General features: G+C 64.0%; 21 protein-coding genes and 2 tRNA genes. 12 read left to right on the top strand and 11 right to left on the bottom strand.

Annotation, left to right across the window (positions count from 1 at the left end):
- Window positions 1–76: 76 nt before the first annotated feature.
- Both IG178_RS21165 and IG178_RS21160 read left to right on the top strand, forming a co-directional pair.
- Window positions 77–153, top strand: a tRNA-Met gene (locus IG178_RS21165).
- Window positions 154–519: 366 nt separating this feature from the next.
- The gene (locus tag IG178_RS21160) at window positions 520–1086 is read left to right on the top strand and encodes a hypothetical protein (RefSeq protein ID WP_193214583.1); all 567 of its coding nucleotides are present in this window, start codon (window positions 520–522) and stop codon (window positions 1084–1086) included.
- 222 nt (window positions 1087–1308) lie between these two features.
- Here the strand turns inward: IG178_RS21160 and IG178_RS21155 are convergent, their stop codons facing one another.
- Window positions 1309–2193 (bottom strand): universal stress protein, encoded by an 885-nt coding sequence (locus IG178_RS21155; protein WP_193214582.1) that lies wholly within the window; start codon window positions 2191–2193, stop codon window positions 1309–1311.
- A 366-nt stretch (window positions 2194–2559) separates the two neighbouring features.
- On the opposite strand from IG178_RS21155, the gene IG178_RS21150 reads away from it, so the two are divergent.
- From IG178_RS21150 to IG178_RS21120, 7 genes are all read left to right on the top strand, one after another.
- Window positions 2560–3144: a CAP domain-containing protein gene (locus IG178_RS21150; protein ID WP_193214581.1), complete on the top strand. Its 585-nt coding sequence runs from the start codon at window positions 2560–2562 to the stop codon at window positions 3142–3144.
- Between the two features lie 6 nt (window positions 3145–3150).
- Entirely contained in the window at window positions 3151–3774 is a 624-nt protein-coding gene (rnhB, locus tag IG178_RS21145) for a ribonuclease HII (protein ID WP_193214580.1), read from the top strand.
- A 171-nt stretch (window positions 3775–3945) separates the two neighbouring features.
- Window positions 3946–4386, top strand: a complete 441-nt coding sequence (locus IG178_RS21140; RefSeq protein WP_193214579.1) for a YraN family protein — start codon at window positions 3946–3948, stop codon at window positions 4384–4386.
- Between the two features lie 184 nt (window positions 4387–4570).
- On the top strand, window positions 4571–8272 hold the full coding sequence (locus tag IG178_RS21135) for a hypothetical protein (RefSeq protein WP_193214578.1): 3702 nt from the start codon (window positions 4571–4573) through the stop codon (window positions 8270–8272).
- Between the two features lie 18 nt (window positions 8273–8290).
- Window positions 8291–9166: a hypothetical protein gene (locus IG178_RS21130; RefSeq protein ID WP_193214577.1), complete on the top strand. Its 876-nt coding sequence runs from the start codon at window positions 8291–8293 to the stop codon at window positions 9164–9166.
- 14 nt (window positions 9167–9180) lie between these two features.
- A complete protein-coding gene (locus IG178_RS21125) occupies window positions 9181–10923 on the top strand; it encodes a sulfatase-like hydrolase/transferase (protein ID WP_193214576.1) in 1743 nt (580 codons plus the stop codon).
- Between the two features lie 118 nt (window positions 10924–11041).
- Window positions 11042–12130, top strand: coding sequence for a substrate-binding domain-containing protein (locus IG178_RS21120; protein WP_193214575.1), 1089 nt, complete (start codon window positions 11042–11044; stop codon window positions 12128–12130).
- A gap of 1 nt (window position 12131) precedes the next feature.
- Here the strand turns inward: IG178_RS21120 and IG178_RS21115 are convergent, their stop codons facing one another.
- Together IG178_RS21115 and IG178_RS21110 are read right to left on the bottom strand one after the other, a co-directional pair.
- Window positions 12132–12893 carry an aspartate/glutamate racemase family protein gene (locus IG178_RS21115; RefSeq protein ID WP_193214574.1) on the bottom strand — a complete coding sequence of 254 codons (762 nt, stop codon included), beginning with the start codon at window positions 12891–12893 and terminating at the stop codon, window positions 12132–12134.
- Entirely contained in the window at window positions 12890–14620 is a 1731-nt protein-coding gene (locus tag IG178_RS21110) for a sulfatase-like hydrolase/transferase (RefSeq protein ID WP_226895658.1), read from the bottom strand. Before IG178_RS21110 ends, IG178_RS21115 begins: the two co-directional genes overlap by 4 nt.
- Window positions 14621–14797: 177 nt before the next feature.
- Between IG178_RS21110 and IG178_RS21105 the strand changes: the two genes are divergently transcribed.
- Window positions 14798–15361, top strand: a complete 564-nt coding sequence (locus IG178_RS21105) for a DUF1802 family protein (protein WP_193214573.1) — start codon at window positions 14798–14800, stop codon at window positions 15359–15361.
- A 27-nt stretch (window positions 15362–15388) separates the two neighbouring features.
- Here IG178_RS21105 and IG178_RS21100 read toward each other — a convergent pair whose 3' ends face one another.
- From IG178_RS21100 to hisS, 3 genes are all read right to left on the bottom strand, one after another.
- Window positions 15389–15793, bottom strand: coding sequence for an ATP-grasp domain-containing protein (locus IG178_RS21100; protein WP_193214572.1), 405 nt, complete (start codon window positions 15791–15793; stop codon window positions 15389–15391).
- 581 nt (window positions 15794–16374) lie between these two features.
- Window positions 16375–18186 (bottom strand): aspartate--tRNA ligase, encoded by a 1812-nt coding sequence (aspS, locus tag IG178_RS21095; protein WP_193214571.1) that lies wholly within the window; start codon window positions 18184–18186, stop codon window positions 16375–16377.
- Between the two features lie 57 nt (window positions 18187–18243).
- Entirely contained in the window at window positions 18244–19539 is a 1296-nt protein-coding gene (hisS, locus tag IG178_RS21090) for a histidine--tRNA ligase (protein WP_193214570.1), read from the bottom strand.
- Window positions 19540–19638: 99 nt separating this feature from the next.
- Here hisS and recF point away from each other — a divergent pair, with 99 nt between their 5' ends.
- Window positions 19639–20703 (top strand): DNA replication/repair protein RecF, encoded by a 1065-nt coding sequence (gene recF, locus IG178_RS21085; RefSeq protein ID WP_193214569.1) that lies wholly within the window; start codon window positions 19639–19641, stop codon window positions 20701–20703.
- An 8-nt stretch (window positions 20704–20711) separates the two neighbouring features.
- On the opposite strand, the gene IG178_RS26050 is transcribed toward recF, so the two are convergent.
- A complete protein-coding gene (locus IG178_RS26050) occupies window positions 20712–21206 on the bottom strand; it encodes a LysM peptidoglycan-binding domain-containing protein (protein WP_193214568.1) in 495 nt (164 codons plus the stop codon).
- A gap of 157 nt (window positions 21207–21363) precedes the next feature.
- Here IG178_RS26050 and IG178_RS21075 point away from each other — a divergent pair.
- Window positions 21364–21436: transfer RNA gene (locus IG178_RS21075), tRNA-Ala, on the top strand.
- 58 nt (window positions 21437–21494) lie between these two features.
- Here the strand turns inward: IG178_RS21075 and IG178_RS21070 are convergent.
- The 4 genes from IG178_RS21070 to IG178_RS21055 form a co-directional block, all read right to left on the bottom strand.
- Complete coding sequence (locus IG178_RS21070) at window positions 21495–22193, bottom strand: hypothetical protein (RefSeq protein ID WP_193214567.1); 699 nt, start codon at window positions 22191–22193, stop codon at window positions 21495–21497.
- 585 nt (window positions 22194–22778) lie between these two features.
- The gene (locus IG178_RS21065; protein WP_193214566.1) at window positions 22779–23198 is read right to left on the bottom strand and encodes a hypothetical protein; all 420 of its coding nucleotides are present in this window, start codon (window positions 23196–23198) and stop codon (window positions 22779–22781) included.
- A 172-nt stretch (window positions 23199–23370) separates the two neighbouring features.
- Window positions 23371–24132 (bottom strand): hypothetical protein, encoded by a 762-nt coding sequence (locus IG178_RS21060; protein ID WP_193214565.1) that lies wholly within the window; start codon window positions 24130–24132, stop codon window positions 23371–23373.
- A gap of 493 nt (window positions 24133–24625) precedes the next feature.
- A complete protein-coding gene (locus IG178_RS21055) occupies window positions 24626–25579 on the bottom strand; it encodes a choice-of-anchor Q domain-containing protein (protein ID WP_255519001.1) in 954 nt (317 codons plus the stop codon).
- Window positions 25580–25964 lie beyond the last annotated feature (385 nt).

The raw sequence follows: 25964 nt of genomic DNA, 5'->3' as shown, positions 1-25964 counted from the left end.
ACAGAACAAAAAATCCCTTGCGCGGGCCTGTTTCATGGATAGGGTCGCGGCCCGCGCCGCAAGGCGCACATAAAACCGCGGGGTGGAGCAGCCAGGTAGCTCGTCAGGCTCATAACCTGAAGGTCGCAGGTTCAAATCCTGTCCCCGCCACCAATTTCAAGGCCCTGTAGCTCGATGAGTTGCAGGGCCTTTTTTCGCGCTGGGTTTGGAACTACGAGTGACGTGGTTCTGCAGGAGGGTTCGCGATCCTTCATTTGAGCTGGTGGTATCCATCCCTGCCGGGATGGATACGTCTGGCGGATTCTCCTGATCTTCGGCCGTGTGCTGGTGGTCCTTCTTTGCCAATTGGCAGGTACAGGAGGTATGTCGTCTCGTGCTACGATTCTGGTGCAGGGTTTGGTTATGAATCGATATCTGGAGGTGCGGCGATCTGCGGGGGCGATGTGACCATGACAAATCATAGAACAGCAGAGCGAAATGGAATCATGATGGTAGATGGAGTGATGTCCCAATGAGCCCTTGAAGATGATTGCTGATGATGTTCAAAGCGTGATCAGCAACCGATATTTTGGAAGTATGGCGATTGGCAATTCAACCGATGACGACGACGTCCGCTATGAGAGTGGAGCGTCCACGTGTGATCCGATCGTGTCCCTTGCCACGAAAGTCGAGTCGCTTGACCGGAAGATCGCCGCATCCGGGCGTCGATTGGAGCAGGCACGGCTGGAGATAGCGGAGTTGATGGCAGAAAATCGTGAGCTCCGGAGACAACTCGCGCGCCAGGGCAAGGTGGGGGGATCTCTTGTAAGCAAGCAGGAGCAGATCCTCGAACTTCTTCATCAGGGGGACGCTCTTCCGGTCAGCAAGATCGCGGAGTCGGTTGATCTATCGGTCTTTGAAACGAAGTGCCATTTGGATGAGCTGGGGGCCGGTGGCTTTGTCGTCCATGACATCAACCGGTCGGTCAGTGTGGTGAAGGCGGCAGGGAGCAGCGCCCTCGTGCGCGCAAGGGGCGGCTACTATGCATCGGCCCATTACAGGATCCTCGGGAAGGGGCGTGAGTATGTCGCCGCGAATCTGATTTGATTCCAAACCGGACGGAGCTGGCCGCGGTGAGTCCGGCCGCACGATGCGGGTTCAGGCCCGGATGGATCGGGCTTGAGCCTGCTTTCGGTCCGCGGAGTCCTAAAGGGAACGCGGGATTCACCCCGCCCGGCTGGTAAGCTGCCGGGGCAGGGGGGCGGAATGAATTCCGCGCTCCCGGTCGTCGCCACCCGAAGAACCCGCCTAAGTGTCGTGCTGGTGGGTTCAGTCCCTCACCGCGAGGACCGAGACCTGGGCGTCGTGCAGCAGCCGCTCGGCATTGGTGCCGATGAAGAAGCCCGCCACGCGCGACATGCCGCGGGTCCCGAGGATGACGAGATCGGCTTCCGTGTCCTGGATGTGATGGGTTAGGGCCATCGAGGGCATGGTGGATTCGAGCAAGACCGGCGCGTGATCGATCCGCGAAAGGGCCTCGGCAGAGGGGGCGAGGAAGCCGGCCATCGCCTTGTTGGCGCGGTCGCGGCATTCGGTCTCGTAACTCACTTCCGAATTTTCCTCGTGGTCGAGGACTTCGCCCCAGACGTCGCGGGTGGGCGGATACATGACGTGGACGATCTCCAGCCGGGCACCGTTGGCGGCTGCCATTGTCACCCCGCGGGCCAAGGCGAGTTCGGACGTCGGCGAGAAGTCGGTGCAGACGACGACCTTGGAGAAATTGCCCTCCTGCCAGTCGCGCAGGACGAGGACGTCGCAGGGCGCGGTGCGGACGCAGCGGGAGGCAATCGACCCCAGGCGCTTCTTGGTCAGGTCGTTGGCCGCGATCACCAGTAGCGACGCTCCTTCTTCCTCGACGAGACGATGCAGCTCTTCCGCCGGACGTCCGTTGCGGATCTCGAGGCGAACCTTGGCGCCGGGATCGACCTGCGATACCAGCTGGGCCAAACGGTGCCGCCCTTGCTCCACCACCTGATCCAGTACGGGGTTCGAACCGGCACTTGCACTCAGGTGCGAGAGAATTCCGGAATCGAGGACGTGCACGGCGATGACCGGGGCGCCGGTCAGGGCAGCGGTGTGCAGGGCATGAAGGAGGACGGACGGGGAGGGAGCGGTAAAGTCGATCCCTGCGACGACGGGAGCATTCGGATTCATTGATGAATGGGGTTCTGGGGATGGCGGCGGGTACTAAAAAGCGCCACGCGATTCTGATAGATTATCGATAGATGGCGGCTCATCGCAAGGATTTGCCTCGAGTTCTGAAGAGGTCGAAGCCGGCTGCTTGTGACGTCGGACCTGGATCGCTTTGGACCTTGCTTCGCGGGCCGTGTGGAGACGGGGGGGCTTTGGGAGCTGGGGATGGCGGAGTTCACGTAGGCCGCAGGAATTGCAGAGAAATCGCCGGCGGGGTGTCGTTGGATCGTCGATGGCCCGGCCCTTTGCGGTGGCTGATCCTAAGGAAATTTAAAATATCCTTTAAATTTAGGTGTTTTTTTGAGATTTCGTCACTGCTGTTCCACCATGAAAACAAACATTCACCACCTTCTCGGCGCTGCGGGAGGGGCGATGCTTTTGGCATCGTGTGGCCCGCAGCTGTCCTCGACATCCGTGCCGATGTCGACCTCGGCACCGGTTTCCATCTCCCGAAGCGATGGGAGTCTGGCCGGAACCATCCACTCCGGCGTGAATTCCTACCGGGTTTCCAGCGGCCGTGAGGCGCTGAACCGCCACTCCGGGCTCGATCGCCTGGCCCAGCAACACTCGGAATTCATGCGCCAGAACCGTGGCAAGTTCCAGCTGAGCAAATCGGCGAACATCAGTCACTACGGCTTCAGCGAACGTGCCCTGGCCGCCCAGCGGATGATGAACATGTCCAACGTCGCGGAGAATGTCGCGACCTGCAGCGGGACCGGCAACCGGGCGGCATCGACCCTGGTCAATGCCTGGATCAAGTCTTCCGGCCACAAGAAGAACCTGCAGGGCAAGTGGGATGCCACCGGCATCGGCGTGGTGGTGGACTCCGATGGCACGGTGTTCGCGACCCAGATTTTCGCCTCGGAGAACCATTCTCATATGGCCATGACCGATCGCATGCGGCAGTTCTGAGCCCGCATGCCCGATGATTCCCTAGAGTCCGCCCTCCGCGCCCGCGGGGTTTCAATGATCGCGGGGGTCGACGAGGCGGGCCGGGGGCCGCTGGCCGGGCCGGTTTCCGCCGCGGCTGTGATCCTGCCACCGGGTTGGCGCTGTGCCGGATTGGATGATTCCAAGAAGCTCAGCGAGGCCAAACGCGAGAAGCTCTTCGAGACGATCACCGGTGACAACTCGGTGATCTGGGCGCTGTCGTTCGCCGAAGCGGAGGAGATCGATCGCATCAACATCCTGCGCGCCACGCATGCGGCGATGGGCCGGGCGGTGGGCGGATTGCGGACGAAGGTGGACCATTGCCTGATCGACGGTCTGGCCGTGCCGTCCTTCCCGTGGCCGCACGACGGGGTGGTGAAAGGGGATGGCAAGTCGCTGTCGATCGCGGCCGCCAGCATCATTGCCAAGGTTTCGCGGGACCGCCGGATGCTCGACTTCGCCCGGGAGTTCCCGGAATACGGATTCGAGCGGCACAAGGGCTATGGCACCAAGGTGCACCTCGACGCGCTCCATCGGCACGGACCGTGCCCGATCCACCGGCGCTCTTTCCAACCGGTCGCCCAACTGGCCCTGCCGCTGGACGGCGGGTGATGGCTGGCAGACAGGGGCATGCTGGTGTGGCATTCATAACCGCATGGGGTTTCTCTCTGAGAACCCCATCCAGAACATCGATCCGCCGGATTGCGCCCCGGGCAGCATATTGGGACTTCTTGGCGAATGACTCCAGTGATAGTTCAATTTATCACGATGGAGTTAAACGACATGAGTCTAGTTTCTTGGTTTGTCGCCCGCTTCAGCCGCCTGCTCAATGCGCCCTGCCGGTTGGCAAGGTCCGACGGAAGTGCGGTCAGCTCCGCGGAGATCGGGGAGCTGGGGGAACGCATTGCCCGCGCCTGGCTGCGGTCCCAAGGGGGCAAGGTGCTTTACCGGAACTTCAAGGCCCCGCGCGGAGGTGAGGTGGACATCGTCGCCCGCGAGGGCAGGCAGTTGCTTTTCACCGAGGTAAAGACCCGCCGTGCCGGGGCGAAGGGCCGGCCGCTCGATGCGGTGGACCGGGAAAAACAGAGGCTAATCGAACGCGGCGCGAACGAGTGGCTCCGGCTGTTAGGCACCCGCGAGATCCCGTGGCGCTTTGATGTGATCGAGGTGATCCTGACCGAGGGGGAGAAGCCGCGGGTCCACCGGGTGGAGAATGCATTCTAGCAGCGTCGAGGTCGCCCGGAGGGACCTGTTTGGTCCGCCGGCAGGACAAGTGGCCCCTTTGAGGGCTCGGTTGAATCAAGCCCGGCCAAGTTGAGAGTGGGCCTGGGTTTGCTTGGTTATGGCATCGAGTGAACCCGCGACCTCCCGGTCTTGTTGCCGGAATCGCGACAGCCCCGCCGACGCCATGAATCGACCATCCTTGAGCAGGCTTTCCCGAACATTCCGGACGGATGGGGCCACGCGCGGCGGCTTCGCCCTCGTCGTGACCCTGAGCCTGATGATCCTGCTCGCCGTTCTTGCGGTCGGCTTGCTGGGTCTGTCGTCGATTGCGGTCCGCACGGGCGGCCAGGACAATGCCCGCGCGGTGGCACAAGCGAACGCTCGGCTCGCCCTGTCGATCGCCATCGGCCAGTTGCAGAAGTCAACCGGACCGGATCAGCGGGTCACCGCGACGGCGTCGATCTTTGACAAGGACCCGGACACGCTTGAGATCGACGGGGTCGCGGCTCCCGCGACTGTCGGGGTTTGGAAAACGGTGGACCCGTCCGGCGAGCCCATCCTCCACCGCGATCGCGACGGGATCAGCGTCGACTCTCGGAATCCGGGGAGCGCGGGTTATGTCGATCACCGCAATGCCGTCGAGACCTGGCTTTCCAGTGGCTCGGCAAGGGAGGACTTTGATCCCCGGACCACCGCGGACGAAGCGGGTCGCGGCCGCAAGGCCGTGATCATCGCCCGCGACGGGGATGCCGAAATCCGTGCCCCGCTGGTGGAAGTCGGTGAAAAGGACACCCCCGGGGCCTATGCCTATCATGTGAAAGACCTCGGCGTGGCGATGCCCCTGTTGCAGCACAACCCGAACATCGGCAAGGACGCCGTGTCCGGGGGCGGGGATAGCGGCGGGTATGCCAATCTTTATGCCGGCAGGGTCCGGGATTTCTCGAGGCTCGACGGCATCGCTCCCGCCGCAAGCCACCTGTCCGACGACGCGTTAGTCCGCGAGGAGGGAGCGGAGGCTCGCTATGTCTCGTTGGCAACCTGCGCCTTCGATGAGCAGGGGGAGGTGGATCCGGCGACCGCCGATATGCTGGGAAATTCAGGAGAAGGAATCACCACGACGAACAGCGCGCTTTTCACCGACACCCTCGCCGGTCGATTGAAGGCGGACCTGACCCCTTTCCTCAGGGACCGCTCCAACACCGGGAGCGGGGTATTGAAGCGCAGCGACGGCGGTGGTTTCGAGTACGAAGGGCGGACGCTCGATGACGACGCCCCGCTTATTCCGGGGCGCCGTTTCGAGAGCTTCTCCCCGAAGTTCGGTGCGCTCCGCGATTTCGTGAGATTGGGGGAAGATGTGGGACCGGACCGGGTCGCGACGCCGCGCGGGCCCTTCAACGGCGGCGGGGGCGAGGGCGACTTCGCCGATCCCACCCGGGTGATCCGCCAAGGACTGCATCCGATCATCGCGGAATACAGCGTGTATCACTCGATCGCCCCGAACCCTTCCGCAGGGGAGACGGGATTGGCCCTGCAGTTCTACCCGCGAGTGACCTTGTGGAATCCGACCAACGTGACGCTCGATACCTCCGGCTACTTCGTCCAGCTGCAGCACCGGACCGGCATGGGGATCATGGTCAACGGCAAGCGCGGCACCCATTCGGCACCCTACGACCAGTACGGCGAACAGTTCACCTACTTCGGGGACGGTCCGCGTCCGGGCGACGGGACCCAGGCGCGCGAGTGGTACTTGTTCTTTTATCTCGAGCCGGTGCGCATGGAGCCCGGCCAGTGCCTGGTCTTCTCGCCGCCCAACGGCCGCGTCACCGAACTGGAAGGACGCAACGGCAACATCGCCCGCAATGTCCTCAGTGCTTCGGCCGATCTCGCGGCGAATGACCGGGGTTGCTACTATGTGAACTTGAACCAGCGCCGTACCCCGAAGGACCAGAGCTCCGAGATGGTGCCTGTCTTCAATCCGCGGGCGCTGCCGAACCAGTACAAGTTCGACCACAAACAGATCCAGTCGGGCCAGAACCCGATGTACATCGGCCGGGAATTCGGATCGATGGCGGCTCATCTCCGGATCGCCCCGGCGACGGCCTCGTATGACCAGCTCGAGCGCGCCACGGTGCGCGACGGCGGCTTGCGCCTCAACGCCTACCCGATCGTCCACACGCTCAACTGGAACGGCATGATCGATCCCGGCGGCCAATGGTGGTATGCGGACCAGCAGCCTTGGCAACAGATGACGAGCATGCGTGCCAATGGCAACATCCCGGAGAACCGGATGAAGCTCGGGGCGCGGCTGAAGTCGTTCCGCGAGACCAGCGAGAACGTCGCGAAGCACGGGTCCGCCTTCTGGGATTTCCCGCTGTTCGAGTCATCGAACCTGATGTCGTCGACCTTCCGGCGGACGCCGTGGGATGCCCCGGTGGAAAGCCTGACCAAGTCGGGCTACGGGGCGCAACCGGTCATCGCCTACGGCGCCTTGACCACCGACGAACTCGACCAGCCGGGATACCTGGATCCCTTCATGTTGCCCCGCCATGTCAACGGTCTGCAGGAAAGCTCTCCCTTCATGAACACGCAGTCGTATCCGGGAGAGCTGCGCTTCCCGGTCATCGACATCCCGGTGGCGGGTGTCGAGTTCTTCAACCCGGCGCAATTCCGCAGCGCCCGCCTTACCGAGGAGTTCAGCGCTCCGACTTTCATTGCCGGCGAGAGTCTTGCCACGGTTGCCGCCCCGCGCGATCAGTCGGCCTTCGATCCCCGCAGCTACGAGCGGGCGTGGTGGTCGGGATTCAACCGGGAGTGCACCGTCAATCCCCGCGACAACACCTGGTGGCAGGACGAGTTCGATCCGGGGAAACAGTTCGCGGCCTTCGATTACCGCTACGAGACGAACCGTGTGTTGTGGGACGGATTCTTCTTCTCGACCTTGCCCGAGGGCGCCGACCTCAAGGCCCTCGTCGCACCCGGCAAGCTGCCCAATCCCTACATCCATGTCGCAGCCGATTCCCTCGGTGGCCGGGTGGAAGCCGGTGCCGAGAATGCCGCCCGCTACCTGCGCCTGCGCAACCACCTGTCGGTGAACTCGACCCGGGCGATAGCCTGGAAATCGCTGCTCACCATGAACCGCGGGCTGCGGATCGGCGGGGCCTCGTCGGGAGATGACGCGGTGCCATTCCCCGGATCCGCCGATCCCCAAGGTGATGCGAACTCCGGGAGTGCCTCGGATGAGCCCCTGGCGTGGACCGGCTTCCGGGAGCTCGACGACGAGGAAATCGAGCGTCTCACCGCGGAACTCGTCGCGGAGGTCAAGCGGCGCGCGCCCTTCGTGTCGGTGTCGGACTTCGTGAACCGGCGCTTGCTCGATGTCGGCCGCGAGTCGGAGTCGCCGTCTTCCCAGATCGACGACGAGACCAAGGCCCTCAGCTACGCCGGTCCGTTGGAGGTCGCGATCCGGCGGGCGGGCCTGAACGATCCGATGCAAGACTTCACCGTATCTTCGTCGCGCCGCTACGCTGCCCCGGCGGGCGGGGCCCCGGCCCCGGCCACGGCAAACATGCCGACGGATCGCTTCGCCGGGGCACCGGCCCACCTTTCCCAAGGCAAGATCCTGCAATCGATCGGGGCGTCGCTGACCGCCCGGTCCGATACCTTTTCGATCCGTGCCTACGGCGAGGCGCGTGACCCGGCCGGGCGGGTCGTCGCCCGGGCGACCTGCGAGGCGGTCGTCCAGCGCGGCTCCGACTATCTGGAAGCGGCGGCCGATGACCCGACGGTCGCCTGCGCCGACCTCATGTCGGACGTGAATCGTGCGATGGGCCGGCGCTACCGCATCCAGTCGTTCCGCTGGCTCGGCAAGGGCGAGACCGGACTCTAACCCGAGCCTTCCTTCGAAATGACGACGAAACTTGCGGTATTCCTCGTGGGCTTTGCGGCCATGGCCTCCGGACAGTCGGAAACCGGTGGCGGGAAGGCGCCGGAGCGCTTGCAGCTGAGGGTCGTCGCCCTCGGGCATCACCGGACGACCCGCTGGAAGATGGGCGAGCGGGAAGGGGATGCCGCGGCACCCCTCGCGCCCGGTGAAAAGGCGGGGAAGAAGAAGGGGGGCGGATTGCGCCCGGTGGAGATCAAGGGCAAGCCATTCGAATACCTTCCGAGCCCGCTCTACCTTCGCGACGAGGGCGACGGCGGACGGGTAGAGATGCGGCCGGTTTCCCTGGCCCTCAACGCCCCGGGGACGGAGTCGGAAGTGAAGCCGCGCATGTCGCTGGACTTGCTGACCGGGGAGACCGGTGCCGATGGAGGGCTTCTTCATCACGGCTATGTTTCGGCCGCGCTGCCGAACGGGGCCTCCCGGGCGCTGGCGGTTCTGGTGGCGGCACCGGGGAAAGTCGAGGCATGGAAGGATCCCGGAGTCCACGTGTTCGACACCTCGCCGGTCGCGCTGCCGGGCGGGTCCCTGTTCGTTTTCAACGGCACCCTGTTTGGGATCGAGCTGGACGTCCCGGTAAAAGATGCCAAGGGGCCCTTGATGCTGAAACCGCTGGAGTCGCGGGTGCTGCGGCCGGGTGTCAACCGCTCCGGCCGGACACAGGTGGTTGCCCGACTGGTTGGCAATGGAGGCAAGGTGAAGCGGCAATTCTACTACAACACCCTGCCGGTGAGCCCCGATTCGAGGAGCTTCCTGCTGGTCTATGCCGACCCCAAGCCGAAGAATCCGAATCCGGCCGGGGTGGTGATGTTCCGCGATGAGCTGGGAACGGAGCCCTGAGTCGATCCATCCTCATGAAAGCCCTGGCCCGTCACTCCGGCATTGCCCTTCTTCTGGTGGTCGCTTCTCCTGCCCGCGCGGCGGAAGACGGCGGGCATCCGAACATCCTGATGATCTGCGTCGATGACCTGCGGACCCAGCTCGGGTGCTACGGCGACGCCGTGGTCAAGTCGCCGAACATCGACCGGCTCGCGGATACTGGCCTGGTGTTCGATCGTTGCTACGTGCAGGTGGCGGTCTGCAACCCATCGCGGGCCAGCATGATGACCGGCCTCCGCCCGGACACCTTGAAGTGCTGGACGCTGCAATATCACTTCCGGGAGACTCACCCCGATGCCGTCACCCTGCCGCAGTATCTCCGCCGGCAGGGCTATCATGTCGAGGGCTACGGCAAGATCTTCCACAACCCCTGGCAAGACCCGCGCTCCTGGGATCTGCCCCATCGCTTCGGGGCGGGGGATTGGAATCATTACGACGAGCGGCAGAAGGCCCTGATCGGAACGGTCCGGGATGCGCTGCCCGATGATGCCTGGCAGAAGGCGTCGTTGCGCGGGCCGGTCACCAACGATCCGGACATCCGCGACGACGACCATCCGGACGGGGCGATGACGAGCATGGTGGTCGATCGTCTCGATCAGCTGAAGGACTCCGGCAAGCCCTTCTTTCTCGCTGCGGGATTCGTCCTGCCGCATCTGCCGTGGTGTCCGCCGCGGAAATACTGGGACCTCTATGACCGGGGCTCGCTGCCCCTCGCCGCCAACCCTGAGGTGCCCGACGGAGCGCCGGCGGTGGAGCTCGGGACCAACTACGAGCTCCACCATTACGCCGACTGCATTGATTTTCCCGCACCGCTCCAAGGCAAGATCAGCGATGCGAAGGCCCGCCGCCTGATTCATGGCTACCTGGCTTCGGTTTCCTTCGTCGATGCCCAGATCGGTCGGCTGTTAGAGGCGCTCAAGGCATCCGGGTTGGCGGAGAATACGGTGGTCGTGCTGTGGTCGGACCACGGCTACAAGCTGGGCGAACACAACGGCTGGGGGAAGATGACCAATTTCGAGATCGATACCCGCGTGCCCTTCATCATCCGCGATCCACGGGCGAAGAGGGCGGGTCAGCGGTGCGGGCAGATCGTCGAGACCCTCGACCTCTTCCCGACCCTCTGCGAGCTGGCCGGCGTGGCGGCTCCCTCTTTCACCGAAGGCAAGAGCGCGGCAAAGTTGCTCAAGGATCCCGCGGCGGAGCATCGCGACGCGGCCTACAGCCAATACTTCTACCGGCCGCTCATCGGCAACAGCGTGCGGACGCGCGGGTGGCGCTACACCGAGTGGCGGAACATGGAGGACGGCCGGGTGAAACATCGCGTGCTCTACGATCACCGCGAGAACGACCAGGAGAACGCCAATGTGGCGGCAGCTCATCCCGCGGTGGTGGCGGAACTTGAAGAGACCTTGAGCAAGGTGCTGCCTCCCCGGCGCGTGGCGATGCGGCCGGTGGTGCATTCGTTGGACGGGGGCGGCGTGGCGGCGGTCCGCTTTGTCAACCGACATCCGGGCGAGGTCCGTCTGACCTGGATCAGCCCGCAAGGGGAGCGGGCGCGGCAATGGGACATCGCCGCCGGGAAAGCGCAACGGATCGACAGTCACGCCGGGCATGTCTTCGTCGCCGAAAGCCTCGACGGCCGCTATTACGAGACGATCACCGTGGCGGCGGCGGAGGGCGGAGGACGGCGGGTGATCGAGCTCGGGGGCGCGCCATGAGCCGTCCGCGGATGATTCCCGGGATGGTGCCGAGGCGCTGGCGATTCTCTCCCGCCGGACCCGCCGCGGGGCCGGTTTCGGCTCGACGGCACTCCGCGTCGGGTTGAGATTCCGGACCATGGACGACAAGGTCGAGCGCAAGTCCCTCGCGGTTCAGGTGGCGGACCGGATCGAGCAGGCCATTCGCTCCGGCCAATGGGGTGATCGCCTTCCCGGCAACCGGATGCTGGCCGAGCGCTACGGCGTGAACCGCAAGACCTGCGTGGCGGCCATGGAGTTGTTGGAGCAGCGCGGGCTCGTCGGCGGTGCCGAGGTCGGCAAGTGCCGCGAGATCCTGCCCGCCGAAAGCCGGCCGGATTCCGGGAAGGCTTCCCGCGGGCGACTGCTGATCCTGCGCCCCGCGTCGTCTCCGTTGAATCTTGAAGACGAGAACCTGCTGCGCAGTTTCCAGGAAGCTTGGGAAGCAACCCGCGGCGGGGTGGCATGGGAGCGGGTGGACTTCGAACGCTACCGGAATCCGAAGGTGCCGCTGGAAAAGCTGATCGAGCGCCACAACGCCGCGGCGCTGGTCCTCTACGTGCCATTGCACACCTGGGGCGAGGTGGCGTGCGAGCGCCTTCCGTCGTTCCAGGTCGGCGGAACGCACGGCAATAGCAAGAAGTTCAGCATGTGCTCCTTTGCCATCAACCAGGGCATCGAGGCGGTGGCGCGTCACTTGTCCCAGCTCGGCCACCGGCGGATCCTCGTGCCCATCGACTCGATCTCCGGGGGCTTCCGCGAGGCCTTCGTCGACGGGCTGGCCCGCGGGCTCGGCGAGGCCCCCGAGGAAGGAACGGTGGAAGACCTGTGCCCGCGCTTTCCCGAGCCCGTCCCCGAGGTCTGGCGGTCTTACTGGGAAAAGGCGTTCCGGCGCATTCGGCCGACTGCCGTGGTCGTGACCGAGGACGTCCACCTGCTGTCGCTTTACGGCTTTTGCGCCCACCATGGCATCCGTATCCCGGCCGACGTGTCGGTGATCAGCATCAACTACGAGCGCCATTTCGAGTGGTGCCAGCCGCGGCCGACCATGCTCCGCTTCCCCAACCGCAAGGCGCTGACCTACTTCAAGGAATGGCTGAGCGGCGGGCTGAGGCCGATCGGCAAGCACTTTCTCGAGATGAACCTCATCGAGGGCGAGAGCGTCGGCCGCGCCCGCACGGGAGGGTGACTCAATCGGCGGTGCCGAGGATGAACTCCACGATCTGATCGCAATGGCAGGCGAGGGAGTCGACCTGTGGCAAGGGGCTGTCGCTGCCAGCCAGCAACAAGGGGAACTCGGTGCAGCCGAGGATCACGGCTTGCACGCCGATCCGTGAGAAACCATCAATCTGGTCCAAAAGAAGCCGGCGGGACACCTCGTCGAAAATACCCATCGACAGCTTCTCCAGGAGGCAGCGGTGGATCGCCCGGCGGACACGGACATTCGGCACGCGGGTGCGGATCCCGTATCTCTCCTTGAGACGACCGCGGAGAAAGTCGTCTTCCATGGTGAAGCGGGTGCCGAGCAGGCCGACGTGGGTCCAGCCCTGCCGCTCGCACTCGCGGGCGATCGCATCGCCGATGTGGAGCACCGGGACGCGGAGGTCCGACTGGAGCAGGTCGTAGATCTTGTGCGGGGTGTTCGCGCACAAGGCGATGCCCTCGACCCCGGTGTGCTGGAGCTCGATGGCGGCCGACCCGATGCGCTCGAGGACCTCCTCCCATCGGCCGGCCAGCTGGGCGCTGTGGATGCCTTTCTGATCCAGGCTGGCGAGGTTGATGCGCGGGTTGGTGTTGTCGCCGTAGTGGCGGTTGATGGCCTCGTTGATCGCCGAGTAGTAGGCCATCGTGGAGCGCCACGAGGTGCCCCCGATGAGGCCGAATTTCCGCAATGGCGGTGACTCGCGGCGGGCCGGGCGGCAGCCGGGATGGGACAGGGAGGCGGCATTCATCGGATCACTCCCTTCGCCGGACGGTCGACCACCTCAAAGTAGCCGAGGAAGGCGCCGGTCTCGTCGCTGATCGCCCACACCGACCCGGGCCTTCCCTTGAGCTCTTGCTGCTGGTTCGGCTCAATCACGCCTTTGTCGACGGCGTGGCCCTGGCGGTTCATCCAGTGAAGCTGCACGGTCTGGTTGCGGTGGTTGACGAAGGCAATGCGCATCGGCGTGCCGTCCGGCTTTGACGGCGGCAGGTCGGAGGCGGTGGCCACCGGCCGCCATGGCAGGTCGGGGAGATCCTTGACCTTGACCTCTTTCACTGTGGAGAAGCCCGCGGGCACCAGCGCGCGCAGGCGTTTGAGTTCCGCGGCGTGGGCGGGGGTCGAAGCGAGATTGTCCCATTCGTAGGGATCCACGGAGGTGTGGTAGAGTTCCTCGGCGCCGCCCTTGTAGCGGATGTAGCGCCAGTCCTTCGTGCTCACGCCGACGCTGCCGCCGTCGTGCAGATAGGTCATCACCGCCGGTTCGATCGAGGACGTCGGATCCTTGAGCAGCGGCACCAGGCTGCGGCCATCGATCGCCTCGCCGGGCGGCAGGCCGCAGAGTTCGGTGAGCGTCGGGTAGAGGCCGAGCAAACTGACCGGAGCATCGCAGCGGATGCCGGCCCTTGTGCCGCCGGGCAGGGCGGGTGAGATCCCGGCGGGAACCTTGACCATCAGCGGGACCCGCGTGCAGGCGCGCCAGGCGGTGTACTTCTGCCAGTGCTGCTTTTCGCCGAGATGCCAGCCGTGGTCGGACCACAGGACCACGATGGTGTTGTCCTTGTTCGGGCCTTTCTCCAGGGCGTCGAGCACCCGGCCGAGCATGGCGTCGGCGAAGTGGATGGAGGCCAGGTAGCTCTGGACGCCTTGCTTCCACTGGCCCTGTTCGAGGATGTGGGGAAAGTAGCGGTTTTCCGCGAGCTTCTTCGCCTCGTCGGACAGGTCGTCGAGGTCGCCTTCCTTGTAGCCGGGCGGCAGCTGGATCGATTCGAGCGGGAACTTCTCGAAATACTTTTTCGGGACGAACCAGGGTTCGTGCGGCCGGTAGATCCCGCAGGCGAGGAAGAAGGGCTCATCGTGCTTTTGCGCGAGCTTCCCGCCGACCCATTGGCTGACCGTGTAGTCGCCGCCGAACTTTTCGTCGCTGGTGTCGAGCGGACCCCAGTCGGTCTCCTCGTATTGCCATGGGCCCGCCCGGGGCAGGGACAGCGGGCGCTTGTCGGGATACAGGGTGTCCGGAATCGGCATCTCGGTCGACTTCTCCGGGAAGTACTCGTCCCAGGAACGGGCATCGATGATGTAGTGCAGCATCTTGCCCGAACCGCTGGCGTGGTAGCCGTTCTTGGAAAAATGCTCGGGCAGCAGGGTGACGTCCGGCAGCACGTCGCGGAGCTTCTGGGCATTGGTGTAGATGCCGGTCTTGTGGGGCGAGCGGCCACTGAAGATCGAGATCCGCGAGGGGTTGCAAGCCGGTGCCGCGCAATGGGCGTTGGTGAACAGCATGCCGTCCGCCGCGAGCCGGTCGAGGTTCGGCGTGACCGTCTGCGGGTGGCCTTCCATGCAGCCGATCCAGTCGTTGAGGTCGTCGAGGGCGATGAACAGGACGTTCGGCCGGGACTCACCTCCCGCGAGTGCCGGCAGCATGGCGAAGACCGCGAGCAGGGGCCGCAGATAGAGTGGAACGTGGACGGGAAGCATGGGCTAGGCGGAAGTATTCCCGTGCCCGGAGTGGGAATCAAAGCCCGGCGGGCGGGAATCGTCCGGCCCGCTGAGGATGCCGGTGCGGCATTGGCGGTCGGGCGATTCCGGTCATCGGCAGTGGACTTGGCGGAAATTGCGGATTGAGCCGGCCGGCCCGCCGGCATACCGCAGGGCATGGCAAACGGCTTCAAGGAGTGGCAGGTGGTGTGCGACGCGCTCGCCAGCGGCAGGCAATCGATAATCCTGAGAAAGGGCGGGATCCACGAGGGGCGGGCCGGCTTCTCCTTCGCCGAGGAATCGTTCTTCCTGTTCCCGACCCGCTTCCACAACCAGGACCAGTTTGTCCGCGAGGGTGAAGTGGTGGCCCAACCCGAATGGACCGACGGGGAAACGGTGGGCATCACCCACCACTGCGAGGCGCTGTGGGCCAAGACCCTGAGCGACTGGGACCAGGTCGCGGCGCTGGAGCCGTACCACATCTGGACCGAGGAGACCATCCGCCAGCGCTTCGACTGGGAGGGCAAGGGGATGGCCAGCGGCAGCATCCACGTCGCGCTGCTGCGGGTCAGCAAGCTGGCGCAGCCCTGGGAGTTCCCCTACGAGGCGAAGTACGGCGGCTGTCGGAGTTGGGTGAAACTTCCCGAGCCGCCCGAAGGCACCCGCGCGGGCACGGAGCCGGTGCTGGGGGACGACTGCTTCTCGACCTTGTTTGCGAAGATGGAGGAGTTGCTTGGTTGATCCGGGCGGGCGGAGGGCTTTGCCGAATCAATCGTCAGCGATGCTCTTGTTCCAGAGGCTGGCGTAGAAGCGTTCGGGGTCCAGGCCGACCGGCAGGCCGGAAACCTGGCCGTCGCCGGTCTCGACAATCTTCCAACTGCCGTCTTCCAGGAGTGCGACATCAATCGTGAGGAAGTCGGAGCGGAAGCGGCGGGCGATCTCCTTCCATCGCCCGATTTCATCCATGGGTCCTGGCGTGGAGGGCTCCGGGATGACCAGCGGCTCGTCTTGCCAGAAAAAGAGGCGGGTTTCCTCGACCAGCGGCAGGCCGCGGATGTCGCTGCCCCGCTCGACGATGGGCAGGAACTCGCGCAGCACCACGCCGCGGTTGAAGAGCCGGCCGCGCTCCTCACGGAATCTGCCGCGGCCGAGTGGAGAGGATCGCCCGATCACTCCCGCGTTGCGTTCAATCTGAAACCCGGCATGGTCGGCAATAGTCCAATGGCGAAGTCAGCGATAACCCGGTTCGCAGAGCAGATCGCAGTCTACTCGAAAAAGCAGCACTTGATCTCTGCGTGTCTCGTGGTGGCCCCATTGTTGATCGTGTTGGCATGGCTTGCTTTTCCCCTCCTCGAGAGCAGGAACCTCGGGTATCCGTTCTGGCAATGCTCCTGTTTGTTTGGATTCCTTGCCTCAGGATTCGGGAGTGGATGTTGGTTTGCGGAGCGGCTGAGCGACGGGCGTTCTCCGTCTTGGGTTATCCTCTTGTTGCTTGTAGGACTTGGGGTCGGGTCGATTCGGCTCTGGGTATTCGGGGAGTTCTATTGGGCTTTTGACAGGGGATACTTCTTGAATTGAGGGACGCAGAACAAGGTGTTGCTGCGGGCACGTGGAGGCCTTCTGTTAGTGCAGTTTACCAATGAATGGTGGTGCTTGCGTGGAGTGTCCGCGGTCCCGTGATAGAAAGACGGGCAGGCAAAGAAAAAGCCAGCCCCGCGGTCGCAGGGCTGGCTTGGGAAGCGTCGGACAACCGCCTAGCCTTGCACCGGAGCTGCCGCCGGTTTCTTGGCGGTCACCTGGATGCGCAGGTCGCGGAGTTGCTTGGCGTCGACTTCGGCCGGGGACTGGCTCATGAGGTCGTTGCCTTTGTTGTTCTTCGGGAAGGCGATGACCTCGCGGATCGAGTCCTCGTTGCAGATCAGCATGACCAGACGGTCGAGGCCGAGGGCGAGGCCGCCGTGCGGCGGGGCGCCGAAGCGGAAGGCGTCGAGGATGTGGCCGAACTCCTCGGCGGCGTGTTCCTCGGAGATGCCGAGCGCCTTGAACATGGCGGTCTGCAGCGGGCCCTCGTGGATCCGGATCGAGCCGCCGCCGAGTTCGTGGCCGTTGAGGACCACGTCGTAGGCCTGGGCGCGCAGTTCGGTGGAGAGCTCGCCCTTGAGCAGCTTCTCCTCGTCCTCCTTGAGCGGGCGGGTGAAGGGGTGGTGGACGGCGACGTAGCGGCCGGTCTCCTCGTCGAAGGCGAGCAGCGGGAACTCGGTGACCCAGAGGAAGTCGAGCTCGGTGTTGCCCTCGAGCAGGTTCTGCATGTCGGCGCACTCGAGGCGGACGCGGCCGAGGACGTCGCAGGCGGCTTCCCACTGGTCGGCGGCGAAGAGGATGAGGTCGCCGGGCTCGATGTTGAGCTTGCTGCGGAGCGCCTCGACCTCGGCGTCGGTCATGCGCTTGACGAAGGGCGAGCGCCAGGACTCGCGGTCCTCGCCGCGGGCCTGGATGTAGGCGAGGCCCTTGGCACCGGCGGCCTGGGCGAGCTTGGTCAGCTTGTCGATCTGGCCGGTGGAGATGTCGGCGAAGCCCTTGGCATTGATCGCTTTGACCACGCCGCCGGCGGCGACGGCACCGGAGAAGACGCGGAACTCGCAGTCCTTGAGCTCCTCGCTGAGGTCGACGAAGTTCAGGCCGAAGCGGCGGTCGGGCTTGTCGGAGCCGTAGTTGTCCATCGCATCCTTCCAGGTGATGCGCTCGAAGGAGGCGGGGATGTCGGCGCCGCGGGATTCCTTGAAGATCCGGCCGAGCAGGCCCTCGACGAGGCCGATGATGTCGTCCTGTTCAACGAAGGAAGCCTCGATGTCGATCTGGGTGAACTCCGGCTGGCGGTCGGCGCGGAGGTCCTCGTCGCGGAAGCACTTGGCGATCTGGAAATACTTCTCGATGCCGCCGACCATGAGCAGCTGCTTGTACTGCTGGGGTGCCTGGGGCAGCGCGTAGAAGGAACCCGGCTGGAGGCGCGAGGGGACGAGGAAGTCGCGGGCGCCTTCCGGGGTCGACTTGGAAAGGATCGGCGTCTCGATCTCGCAGAAGCCCTGCTCGTCGAGGAAGTCGCGGGCCGACTTGGTCACGCGGTGGCGGGTGCGCAGGTTGCCGGTGATCCGCGGGCGGCGGATGTCGAGGTAGCGGTAGCGCATCCGCAGGTCCTCGTTCGACAACTCCTTGTCGAGCTGGAAGGGCAGCACGTCGGCCTTGTTGACGATGACCAGCTTGCTCGTGACGATCTCGATCGCTCCGGTCTCGAGCTTGTCATTGGTGGTGTCGACCGTGTCGGTCTTGAGACGGGCCTCGACGGTGCCGGTGACCTGGACGACGTCCTCGACGCGGAGCTTGTGCGAGAGTTCGGCGGCTTCCGGGGAGACCTCGGAGCGGAACACGCACTGGGTCACGCCCTCGCGGTCGCGGAGGTCGATGAAGATCACGCCGCCCTGGTCGCGGGCGGAATTGACCCAGCCGATCAGGGTGACGGTTTCACCGATGTGGGAGGCGCGGAGTTCGTTGCAATGGTGGGTGCGCATGGACTTTGAAGTGGAGAGTAATCAGTGATCAGTGATCAGTGGAAAGGCAGGATCAGGTCAGGCGAGGAGGGGGCCGTCGGGTTGCTTGAGGCGGTCGGTGAGCCAGTCGGCGAGGCCGAGGACATGGCAGGATTCCTCGCTGCGCGAGGAGAGGGCCTTGAGCTTGAGCTCGGGGAGTTCGCTGCCGATGACGAGGGCGAAGCGGGCGCCGCTGCGCTCGGCGTTCTGGAACTGCTTGTTGATCTTCGGGGTGGTGAAGGGCAGGTCGCAGGAGATGCCGGCATTGCGCAGCTCGGCGAGGATCTCGAGGGCTTCCGGACGCTTGGTGTCATCGGCGAGGACGAGGTAGATGTCGCAGGCGGCGGCGTTGCGCTGCAGCCAGGCGGCCATGTTCAGCTCGGCATGCGGGGTTTCCTCGATGAGGTTGCGGATGACGTAGTCGCCCATGGCGAAGCCGGTGGCGGGCAGGTCGCAGCCGCCATCGGAAATGGTGGCGACGAGGGTGTCGTAGCGGCCGCCGCCGGCGACCGCGCGCATCGACTTCTTCGCGTCGAAGACCTCGAAGACGACGCCGGTGTAGTAGGCCAGGCCGCGGACGATGGAGAGGTCGAGCGAGAGGTAGTCGCCGAGCCCGCGGGCCTCGAGTTCGGCGCGGATGGTGTCGAAGGCCGCGGAGGCGTTCTCCGGGTTGGCGATGAAGGCGGTGACTTCGTCGCTGCTGAGGCCCAGCGCACCGAGCTTCTGCGCGGTGACGTCGGGTTTCTCGCGCTCGAGCTTGTCGATGATCTGCAGGAAGTCGGGGATCGCCTCCTCGGCGACTCCGCGTTTGGCGGCGAAGTCGAGCCAGGCCTGGCGGTCGGAGACGCGGACGACGAAGTCGCCGGGCTTGAAGCCGAAGGCGAGCATGGTGTCGATCGACAGCGCGATCAGCTCGGCATCGGCCTGCGGGCCGGCCTCGCCGAGGATGTCGACGTTGAACTGGAAAAACTCACGGCCGCGGCCTTTCTGCGGCTTCTCGTAGCGGAAGCACTGGCCGATCTCGAACCACTTGAGCGGCTTGGGGAAATCGCGCTGATGCTGGGCGGCGAGGCGGGCGAGGGAGGCGGTGACTTCGGGCCGCAGGCAGACGTCGCGGCCGCCCTGGTCCTCGAAGCGGAACAGCTGCGAGGACAGCTCGCCGCCGGACTTCTTCAGGTAGAGGCCGGTGTCCTCGAGCAGCGGCGTCTCGTATTCGACGAAGCCGTAGCGGCGGGCGACCGAGCGCCAGGTTTCGAACAAATAATTGCGGGCCGCGGTGTCTTTCGGGAGAAAGTCGCGGAAACCGGGAAGTGCTTGGAATTTAGGCCCTGCCATCAGCGGGCGGCGAGGATGCACGGGTGTCCCGGCATTTCAAGGGTAGAAGCAGGGGTTTGCCCTTGCGGGGCGGGCGGCTCCCCCGGCTAGCTTGGCGCCGTGATCCGCACCCTGCGCGCCGTCGATTTCCGTTGTTTTGCCGGCCTGTCGCTGGAGATCCCGGCGGGCGGGGCGGTTTTCACCGGCGACAATGCCCAGGGCAAGACCTCGATCCTCGAGGCGGTCTGCGTGCTGGTGCGGCTGCATTCGCCGCGCTCCCGCCGGATGCCGGCGATGGTGCGGATGGGCGGGGCGGGGGGCTTCGGGATCGCCGGGGAGGTCTGGGGCATGGAGCGCCGGGTCAAATGGCAGCGGGGCTTCGACCTGGCGGTCGATGGCGAAGCGCGCGGTGGTCCCGGCGTCTATCTTGCGGATGGCGGCTTGATCGTGTGGATGGGCAACGAGGACCTCGAGCTGGTCCGCGGCCCGGCGGAAGGGCGCCGCCATTACCTGGACTTCATCGGATCCCAGATCGAGCCGGGCTACCGGCAGGCACTCAGCCGCTACCGGCGGGCCTTGAAGGTGAAGAACCTGCTGCTCAAGGACGGACGTCCCCGCGAGGAGGAGATCCGGTCCTACGAGGAGATCATGATTGCCAACGGCGACCAGCTGGTGGCGGCGCGGCGCCGGCTGGTGGAACTGCTTTCGCCGCGGGCGGAACACGCCCAGCGCGAGGTCAGCGGCCGCGACGAGCGGCTGGCGCTGGAGTATCGCCCGGCCGGCGGCGGCGACTTGCGCGTGGCTCTTGAACAAGCTCACGAGCGGGAGCGCCGCCAGCGCCAGAGCGTGGTCGGTCCGCATCGCGACGACCTGCGGCTCACGATCAATGGCATGGCGGCCGGTGAGTTCGCCAGCGAGGGCCAGCAGCGGACGCTCGCACTTGCCCTCAAGCTGGCACAAGGCGAAGCGCTGGCCGAGGCGCGGGGCAGTTTGCCGGTCTACCTGATCGATGACGTTTTCGGCGAACTCGATCCCGGACGCCGAAATGCCGTGCTGCGGGCGCTGCCGGCGGCGGCGCAGAAATGGATCACCACCACCCACCTGGGCTGGCTGGATGAATCGCAGGGGCTCGGCGGGATGGCGCGGTTCAGCGTCACCTCCGGCCAGGTGAGCCCGCTCGGCTGAGACGCCGGTCAGCGGGGGATCACCAGCGACTGGCCGGGGCGGATGATCGTGCCCTTGAGCCGGTTCGCGCTCTGGATCTTGCCGACGGTGGTGCCGTAGCGCTTGGCGATGGCGTAGAGCGAGTCGCCCTTCTTCACCGTGTGGCGCACCACCTTGGGCTTGACCTTGACCGGGGCCGGCTTGGGCTTCGGTTTCGGCGCGGGCTTGGGGGTCGGCTTCGGATTGATGACCGGCGTGGTGGCCGTCTTTTGGGGGGTGTTGGCCGCGATGAGCGGCGGCGTCTGGACCGGCTCCGGCTGCTTGTCGGGCTCGGCGTCCACCGGACGGGAGTTGGCCTGCTTCCACTGGGACGGATTGTCGGCCCAGGCTTCAACGTAGTTGCCGCGGCTGTCGAAGGGACCGGTGCCGGTCGGATTCTCGGCGGACGAGTAACCGCCGTTGGTGCACGCGGTGAGCGCCACCGAAAGGGCGGCAGCAGGAACGGAAAGCCAGCGCAATCGCATGCGACCGAGTATGAGAAATTGGTTGCCCTTGGCAAAGCTTGATTGTTTGCGCCTGTGATTTGGTTCCGCAGCCAAGCAATCTCAATCCCCGCGGACCGGATTTCCCCTTGATTTGAAGCTTCGGAACTGTCACCGGTGGCGCGTCCGAGAGGAACAGGGGGCATTAGCTCAGTTGGTAGAGCGTTTCGTTCGCAATGAAAAGGTCAGCGGTTCGATTCCGCTATGCTCCATTTTTCCGGATCAAGGACTTAACCCCGATCGGGGGCCGAGTCCCTGACTCGGTGATCCCTACCCTCGGGTGAGGTCGTCCTGGAGATCCACCTCCCTCTCCCCCTGCTTCAGGTCGTATTTCTTGTTCTTCGTGATGCTGAAGAGGAAAATCGCGTGGAAATAGACTGAAGAGATGAACTTGTTCTCGGAGGTCTGGTGCTGCTCGACAGTTATCGGCCCTTGCCTGCTGATGTAGTTCCGAAGAATCGAGCAATCAACGTTAATGTAAACCCGGTCCAGATTGCCGTCTTCTCCAACCGATGGATACATCGGGATATTCCAGTCCATTTCCACGCCAACCTCGGCCAGCTTGTCCCAAGTGATGTCGTCCGGGTGATCTTCACGCGGCTCTTTGAAAACCAACTGCAGTTCCGGCAAGCCCATCGGCTGCTCATCCTCCTCGTCCGGCTTCTTGACCTCCTTTGGCTCCTTGTTCGGCTCGATGATCTTGACCCAGAAGCGGCACTCGAAGTCTTCCGGTCCGCCGAGGGTGGCCCGGATCTCCAGCTCGTCGCCCATTTTTAGCTCGCTGGTCGCGCCGAGCCCGATGCGGATGGTTCCGTCCTTCGGGCTGGTCTTGCGGATATCCAGGAGTTCTTCGGGGGCATCGACGGCACCGGCCGCGGTTCCGCCTTCCGTTTCATTGATCCGGCGCTGGAGTATCGAGACCTTCAGCTCCCCGGGATCCTCGCTGCGGTCAAAGTAGCTGTCCTCCACGTCGGTGGAAAACTGGATGGTCTTCTCGTCGCGCTCGGGGATGGTGAGGAACTGCTTTCCCTCGCCGCCCTTCAGTTTGAAGAACGAGGGGTAGGGCCAAGTCCCGAAATGCTCCGTGCGAGCTGTCTTGCCTCGCCGAAATCTTCAGCGCGTCCTCGGTTGCTGGTTCGCAGCCTGTTCAATAGCTCCAAAAGAGCAGGCTCCTGAATCGACCACTTGAAGTGCTTCTCCCGTTGTCCACCCCACGCCATCGCGACTGCGTAGGCTTCCAATGGATCGACCCTCTGGTCAGTGCTTATCCTCCGAACCTCATCACGGCAGCACGTCTTCACTACCGACGGGTAGAGTTTCTCGACTGGGCTGACGTCTGGTTGCCGGAGTGAGGCAGTTCTGCGCAGCAGGCTCAAGAAGTTCGTGGGCTTCCTTCCTATAGATCCCTGAGCCGAAGGGGCTTGGTTGATTGCTTTGAGCCGAGAAAGGGCATTTGTGGAAAACGGGGGGAATTTCATCGCGACCAACCTGCTCAATAATCAGAGTAATACAAGTAAAAACAAACACAACACAAGCAATAGGAATTTGTAGACCCTAGCGCTTTTCGTAGACGGTCGGTGCTCGCCCTTTTCCTGCCCTGACACTTACGATGAGTCCTTCCTCGACCAATTTCTTGAACGTGAGACCGATGAGATTCCGGATCCGTCCTTCGTCCTCACCTCTCGCTCGATGCTCCCGTATCCACTGCGAGAATTGGCTGGTAGTGACTTTGCTGCCCTTCTTGAACATGGGCAGCCATTCGTCCTTCGCCCATGTTTCAAAGTCCGCCAGATGAATTCCGGCGTCCGAGGGCATCGAGAGCCTCTCTGGAACCCAACCGTGTCGGATTCTCAATAAGTCCTCAATGGCCGACAACTCGCGCCTGGCATCAGCAAGCTGACCAGTCAGCATTTCAACCGATGTAGCGGCTTCTTCTTTCATTGCGAGCAGTGCTTCCTTCGAAACGTGGTTCATGCTTGTTGTTCTAGCTTCTTCCACAAAAAGTGCAACAAGCACGTAGGTGGCTGCCTATGCGTTCGATCTCGGTTGCGTTCTGAGTGGGCACCGCAAACGAACTCGGTGGTCCGGGATCCTGGCTCGCGTGAACTACCGGGTATTCAGAGGGCTGATCGGAAGGACTCGGTGGCTAAGTAATCCGCTTCCAGACCGCGTGCGACCCGAGGTCGTCAGATCGTGGCGAGAGACAGCGTCGGAATTCCCATACCGGCCGGGAAAGCCCGAGGGCTTGAATTGCAGCCGGCGAGAAGGGAACCGAATCAAGACCGTTGACCGTGATCAAGTTGGCCTTCCCGGACGTGAAGAGGATCTCAATGTCGGGTGACTGGTATTTGTAGATCGTGCCGTACTTCGATTTCTGCGTCTCCTTCGGTTTGCCGAGGAGCTTGGTGACCTCGGCGGGAGTCTTGGCAACCACGACCTTCACGTCGAAAACCAGAGGAGCCGCAGAAGCGTTCCCCTTCGATAGCTTGGAGAGGCTTTCTTCCGTCGTCCTCCCCGCAGCTGCTTCTCTCCAGGCAGCCAGAGTTCGCTCCGGCTCGCGCTCTTCCAACAGGACGGTCTTCTCGTTGGCGACGAAACGCTGGAAGCCGTTGTAACCGCCAAGCCCGTTCTTCGAATTGACCCATCCATACGCAACATTCCCGGTCTTCTCGCTCCATGCGTAACCCACGTCCTTGAACTGAGCGGATTCCGGATCCTTCAGCTGCTTCGCCACCGCACGCTTCGCCCGCGGGACCACGGATGGATCCGCCTTCGACTGATAGCCTTGGTTCGGTGAACCCGTGGAAGCGGAATTGACACTTGGGCGATTCCCGGACCTATCGCGGCCAAGCGACCCCGTAATCGTTTCGAATACTACAGGGAGAACAACGAAGCCGATCAGCAGCACGAGAACAAGCCAAGTGCAGCCACTTGTTATGGGGCGCTCAGCACCGCAATGAGGGCAAGCCTTTGCCCGTTTGCTCACCAGTCCCTTGCAGTCCGTGCATTTCGTAAGCGACATCTGATTTCGAAAGTTCTTCGGAAAAGTTAGATTTTCACCATGCAACCTCAAGCCTTTACGACTGCTCCAAAGCTGGCAGGGACTCCTGCCACGCAGCTGCGCGCCTACGAAAAGGCAAGCGGCGGATCGTTGTACTCGGTGCGGTAATGGCCAAGCTGCTCCACGTCATCTATGGCGTCCTGAAATCATGTCGCCCCTTCAACCCCAACCACCTCGCCCAACCGAAAGCCGCTTGCAGCCAACACCGCACCTATCTCCTTGCACTTGCAGACTCCTTGCAGGAGCCGGTCAAGTCATTCCAAGCACCGGCATCTCGCGCTGATCCGCAGCGCCCTGAAGCGGGGGCGGTCTTCAGCGGACAAGTGGATGGAGTCCGCTGCTACGGGGCGGGCTGGTGGAGGGCTCCGAAGCGGTAGAAGACGCGGGAGTCGGGAGGAGTGGTGGTGTCGGTGATGGTGAAGATGTTGTCGAGGAGGGTGGAGCTGGTGTCGGGCTGGTTGGTGAGGGTGACGCCGTTGGAGCGCCAGATTTCGGTGAAGCCGGTGAGGTCGGTGGAGCGCTGGAGGACCCAGATGGTGCCGGGGACGGCGGCGGGGTTGTTGGGGAAGGTGAGGAGGGGGTTGCCGCTGGTGTCGAAGGTGGGGGCGGTGAAGGGGCTGGGGTAGGTGGGGAGGGTGGTGTCGGTGCCGAGGGCGTTTTCGATGCCCCAGGCAAGGCCGTCGTGGTCGTAGTCGGTGTCCCAGAGGTCGGCGGCGGGGGTTTCGTAGGCGCCGAGGTCGATGGTGCCGATGAAGCGGGAGTTGCCGGCGAGGTCGGTGGTGCTGGGGTTGGCGGAGTCGTCGCCGCGGTCGATGCAGGGGGAGGCGGGCTGGAGCCGGAGGTCGCCGCCGGTGGTGGGGGCGGAGGCGGGATCGACGGGGGTGAGGAAGAGGGGATCGTTGGCAGGGTTGGTGCCGTCGAGGTTGCCGGTGCCGGCGGGGTTGAGGTTTTGGACGAGGCAGTGGGAATAGGTCACGGTGCCCGCGACGGTCGCGACGGAAGCACCGGGGGCGGTCGTGCTGCCATTTTGCCGGTTGTTCCAGAAGATGCAGTTGGTGGCGGTGGTGGTTCCGCCATTCTGGAGGATCGCGCCGCCAGCGAGACTGGCTTTGTTGCCTTGGAAGGAGCAGTTGGTGAGCACGGGGGAGGAGTTTCCGTTGTAAACCCCGCCGCCATCGGAGGCCAGGTTGCCTTGGAAGGAGCAGTTGGTGAGCACGGGGGTGGAGATTTCGTTGCAAATCCCGCCGCCAAAGTATTGGGCTTGGTTGCCTTGGAAGGAGCAGCTGGTGATCACGGGGGAAGAGCTGTAGTTGTAAATCCCGCCGCCATAGTATCCTGCCAGGTTGCCTTGGAAGGCGCAATCAGTGATGGAGGGGGAAGAGGAGAAATTGGCGATGGCTCCGCCGTTCCCTAGTGAGCTGTTTGTACTGGAATTGTTGGAAAAGGTGCAGCGTGTGAGGGTCGGGGAGGAGGAGGCATTGCGGATGGCCCCGCCGCCGAATACGGAGGAATTGTCGGAGAAGGAGCAGCCGATGAGGGTGGGGGAAGAGGAGGCGGCATTGCGGATGGCTCCGCCGTAAGTGGAGGAATGAGATGCAACGGATTTTTGGACCGTTTGTTGGTTAGTTGATCGAGTTCAGATCGGCTTCGAACTGGGCCGGGGTGCGGTAGCCGAGGGA

The organism is Neoluteolibacter marinus, assembly GCF_014904755.1.
GTDB classification, from domain to species: domain Bacteria; phylum Verrucomicrobiota; class Verrucomicrobiia; order Verrucomicrobiales; family Akkermansiaceae; genus Haloferula; species Haloferula marina.
Note: the sequence above shows the minus strand (reverse complement) of the source record. Positions and strands in the feature narration are given on the sequence as shown.

Bases quoted from the DNA above. Each gene is read 5' to 3' on its own strand.
- IG178_RS21155 (WP_193214582.1), bottom strand. From the start codon at position 2,193: ATGAATCCGAATGCTCCCGTCGTCGCAGGGATCGACTTTACCGCTCCC.
- IG178_RS21150 (WP_193214581.1), top strand. From the start codon at position 2,560: ATGAAAACAAACATTCACCACCTTCTCGGCGCTGCGGGAGGGGCGATG.
- rnhB (WP_193214580.1), top strand. From the start codon at position 3,151: ATGCCCGATGATTCCCTAGAGTCCGCCCTCCGCGCCCGCGGGGTTTCA.
- IG178_RS21140 (WP_193214579.1), top strand. From the start codon at position 3,946: ATGAGTCTAGTTTCTTGGTTTGTCGCCCGCTTCAGCCGCCTGCTCAAT.
- IG178_RS21135 (WP_193214578.1), top strand. From the start codon at position 4,571: ATGAATCGACCATCCTTGAGCAGGCTTTCCCGAACATTCCGGACGGAT.
- IG178_RS21130 (WP_193214577.1), top strand. From the start codon at position 8,291: ATGACGACGAAACTTGCGGTATTCCTCGTGGGCTTTGCGGCCATGGCC.
- IG178_RS21125 (WP_193214576.1), top strand. From the start codon at position 9,181: ATGAAAGCCCTGGCCCGTCACTCCGGCATTGCCCTTCTTCTGGTGGTC.
- IG178_RS21120 (WP_193214575.1), top strand. From the start codon at position 11,042: ATGGACGACAAGGTCGAGCGCAAGTCCCTCGCGGTTCAGGTGGCGGAC.
- IG178_RS21115 (WP_193214574.1), bottom strand. From the start codon at position 12,893: ATGAATGCCGCCTCCCTGTCCCATCCCGGCTGCCGCCCGGCCCGCCGC.
- IG178_RS21110 (WP_226895658.1), bottom strand. From the start codon at position 14,620: ATGCTTCCCGTCCACGTTCCACTCTATCTGCGGCCCCTGCTCGCGGTC.
- IG178_RS21105 (WP_193214573.1), top strand. From the start codon at position 14,798: ATGGCAAACGGCTTCAAGGAGTGGCAGGTGGTGTGCGACGCGCTCGCC.
- aspS (WP_193214571.1), bottom strand. From the start codon at position 18,186: ATGCGCACCCACCATTGCAACGAACTCCGCGCCTCCCACATCGGTGAA.
- hisS (WP_193214570.1), bottom strand. From the start codon at position 19,539: ATGGCAGGGCCTAAATTCCAAGCACTTCCCGGTTTCCGCGACTTTCTC.
- IG178_RS26050 (WP_193214568.1), bottom strand. From the start codon at position 21,206: ATGCGATTGCGCTGGCTTTCCGTTCCTGCTGCCGCCCTTTCGGTGGCG.
- IG178_RS21065 (WP_193214566.1), bottom strand. From the start codon at position 23,198: ATGAACCACGTTTCGAAGGAAGCACTGCTCGCAATGAAAGAAGAAGCC.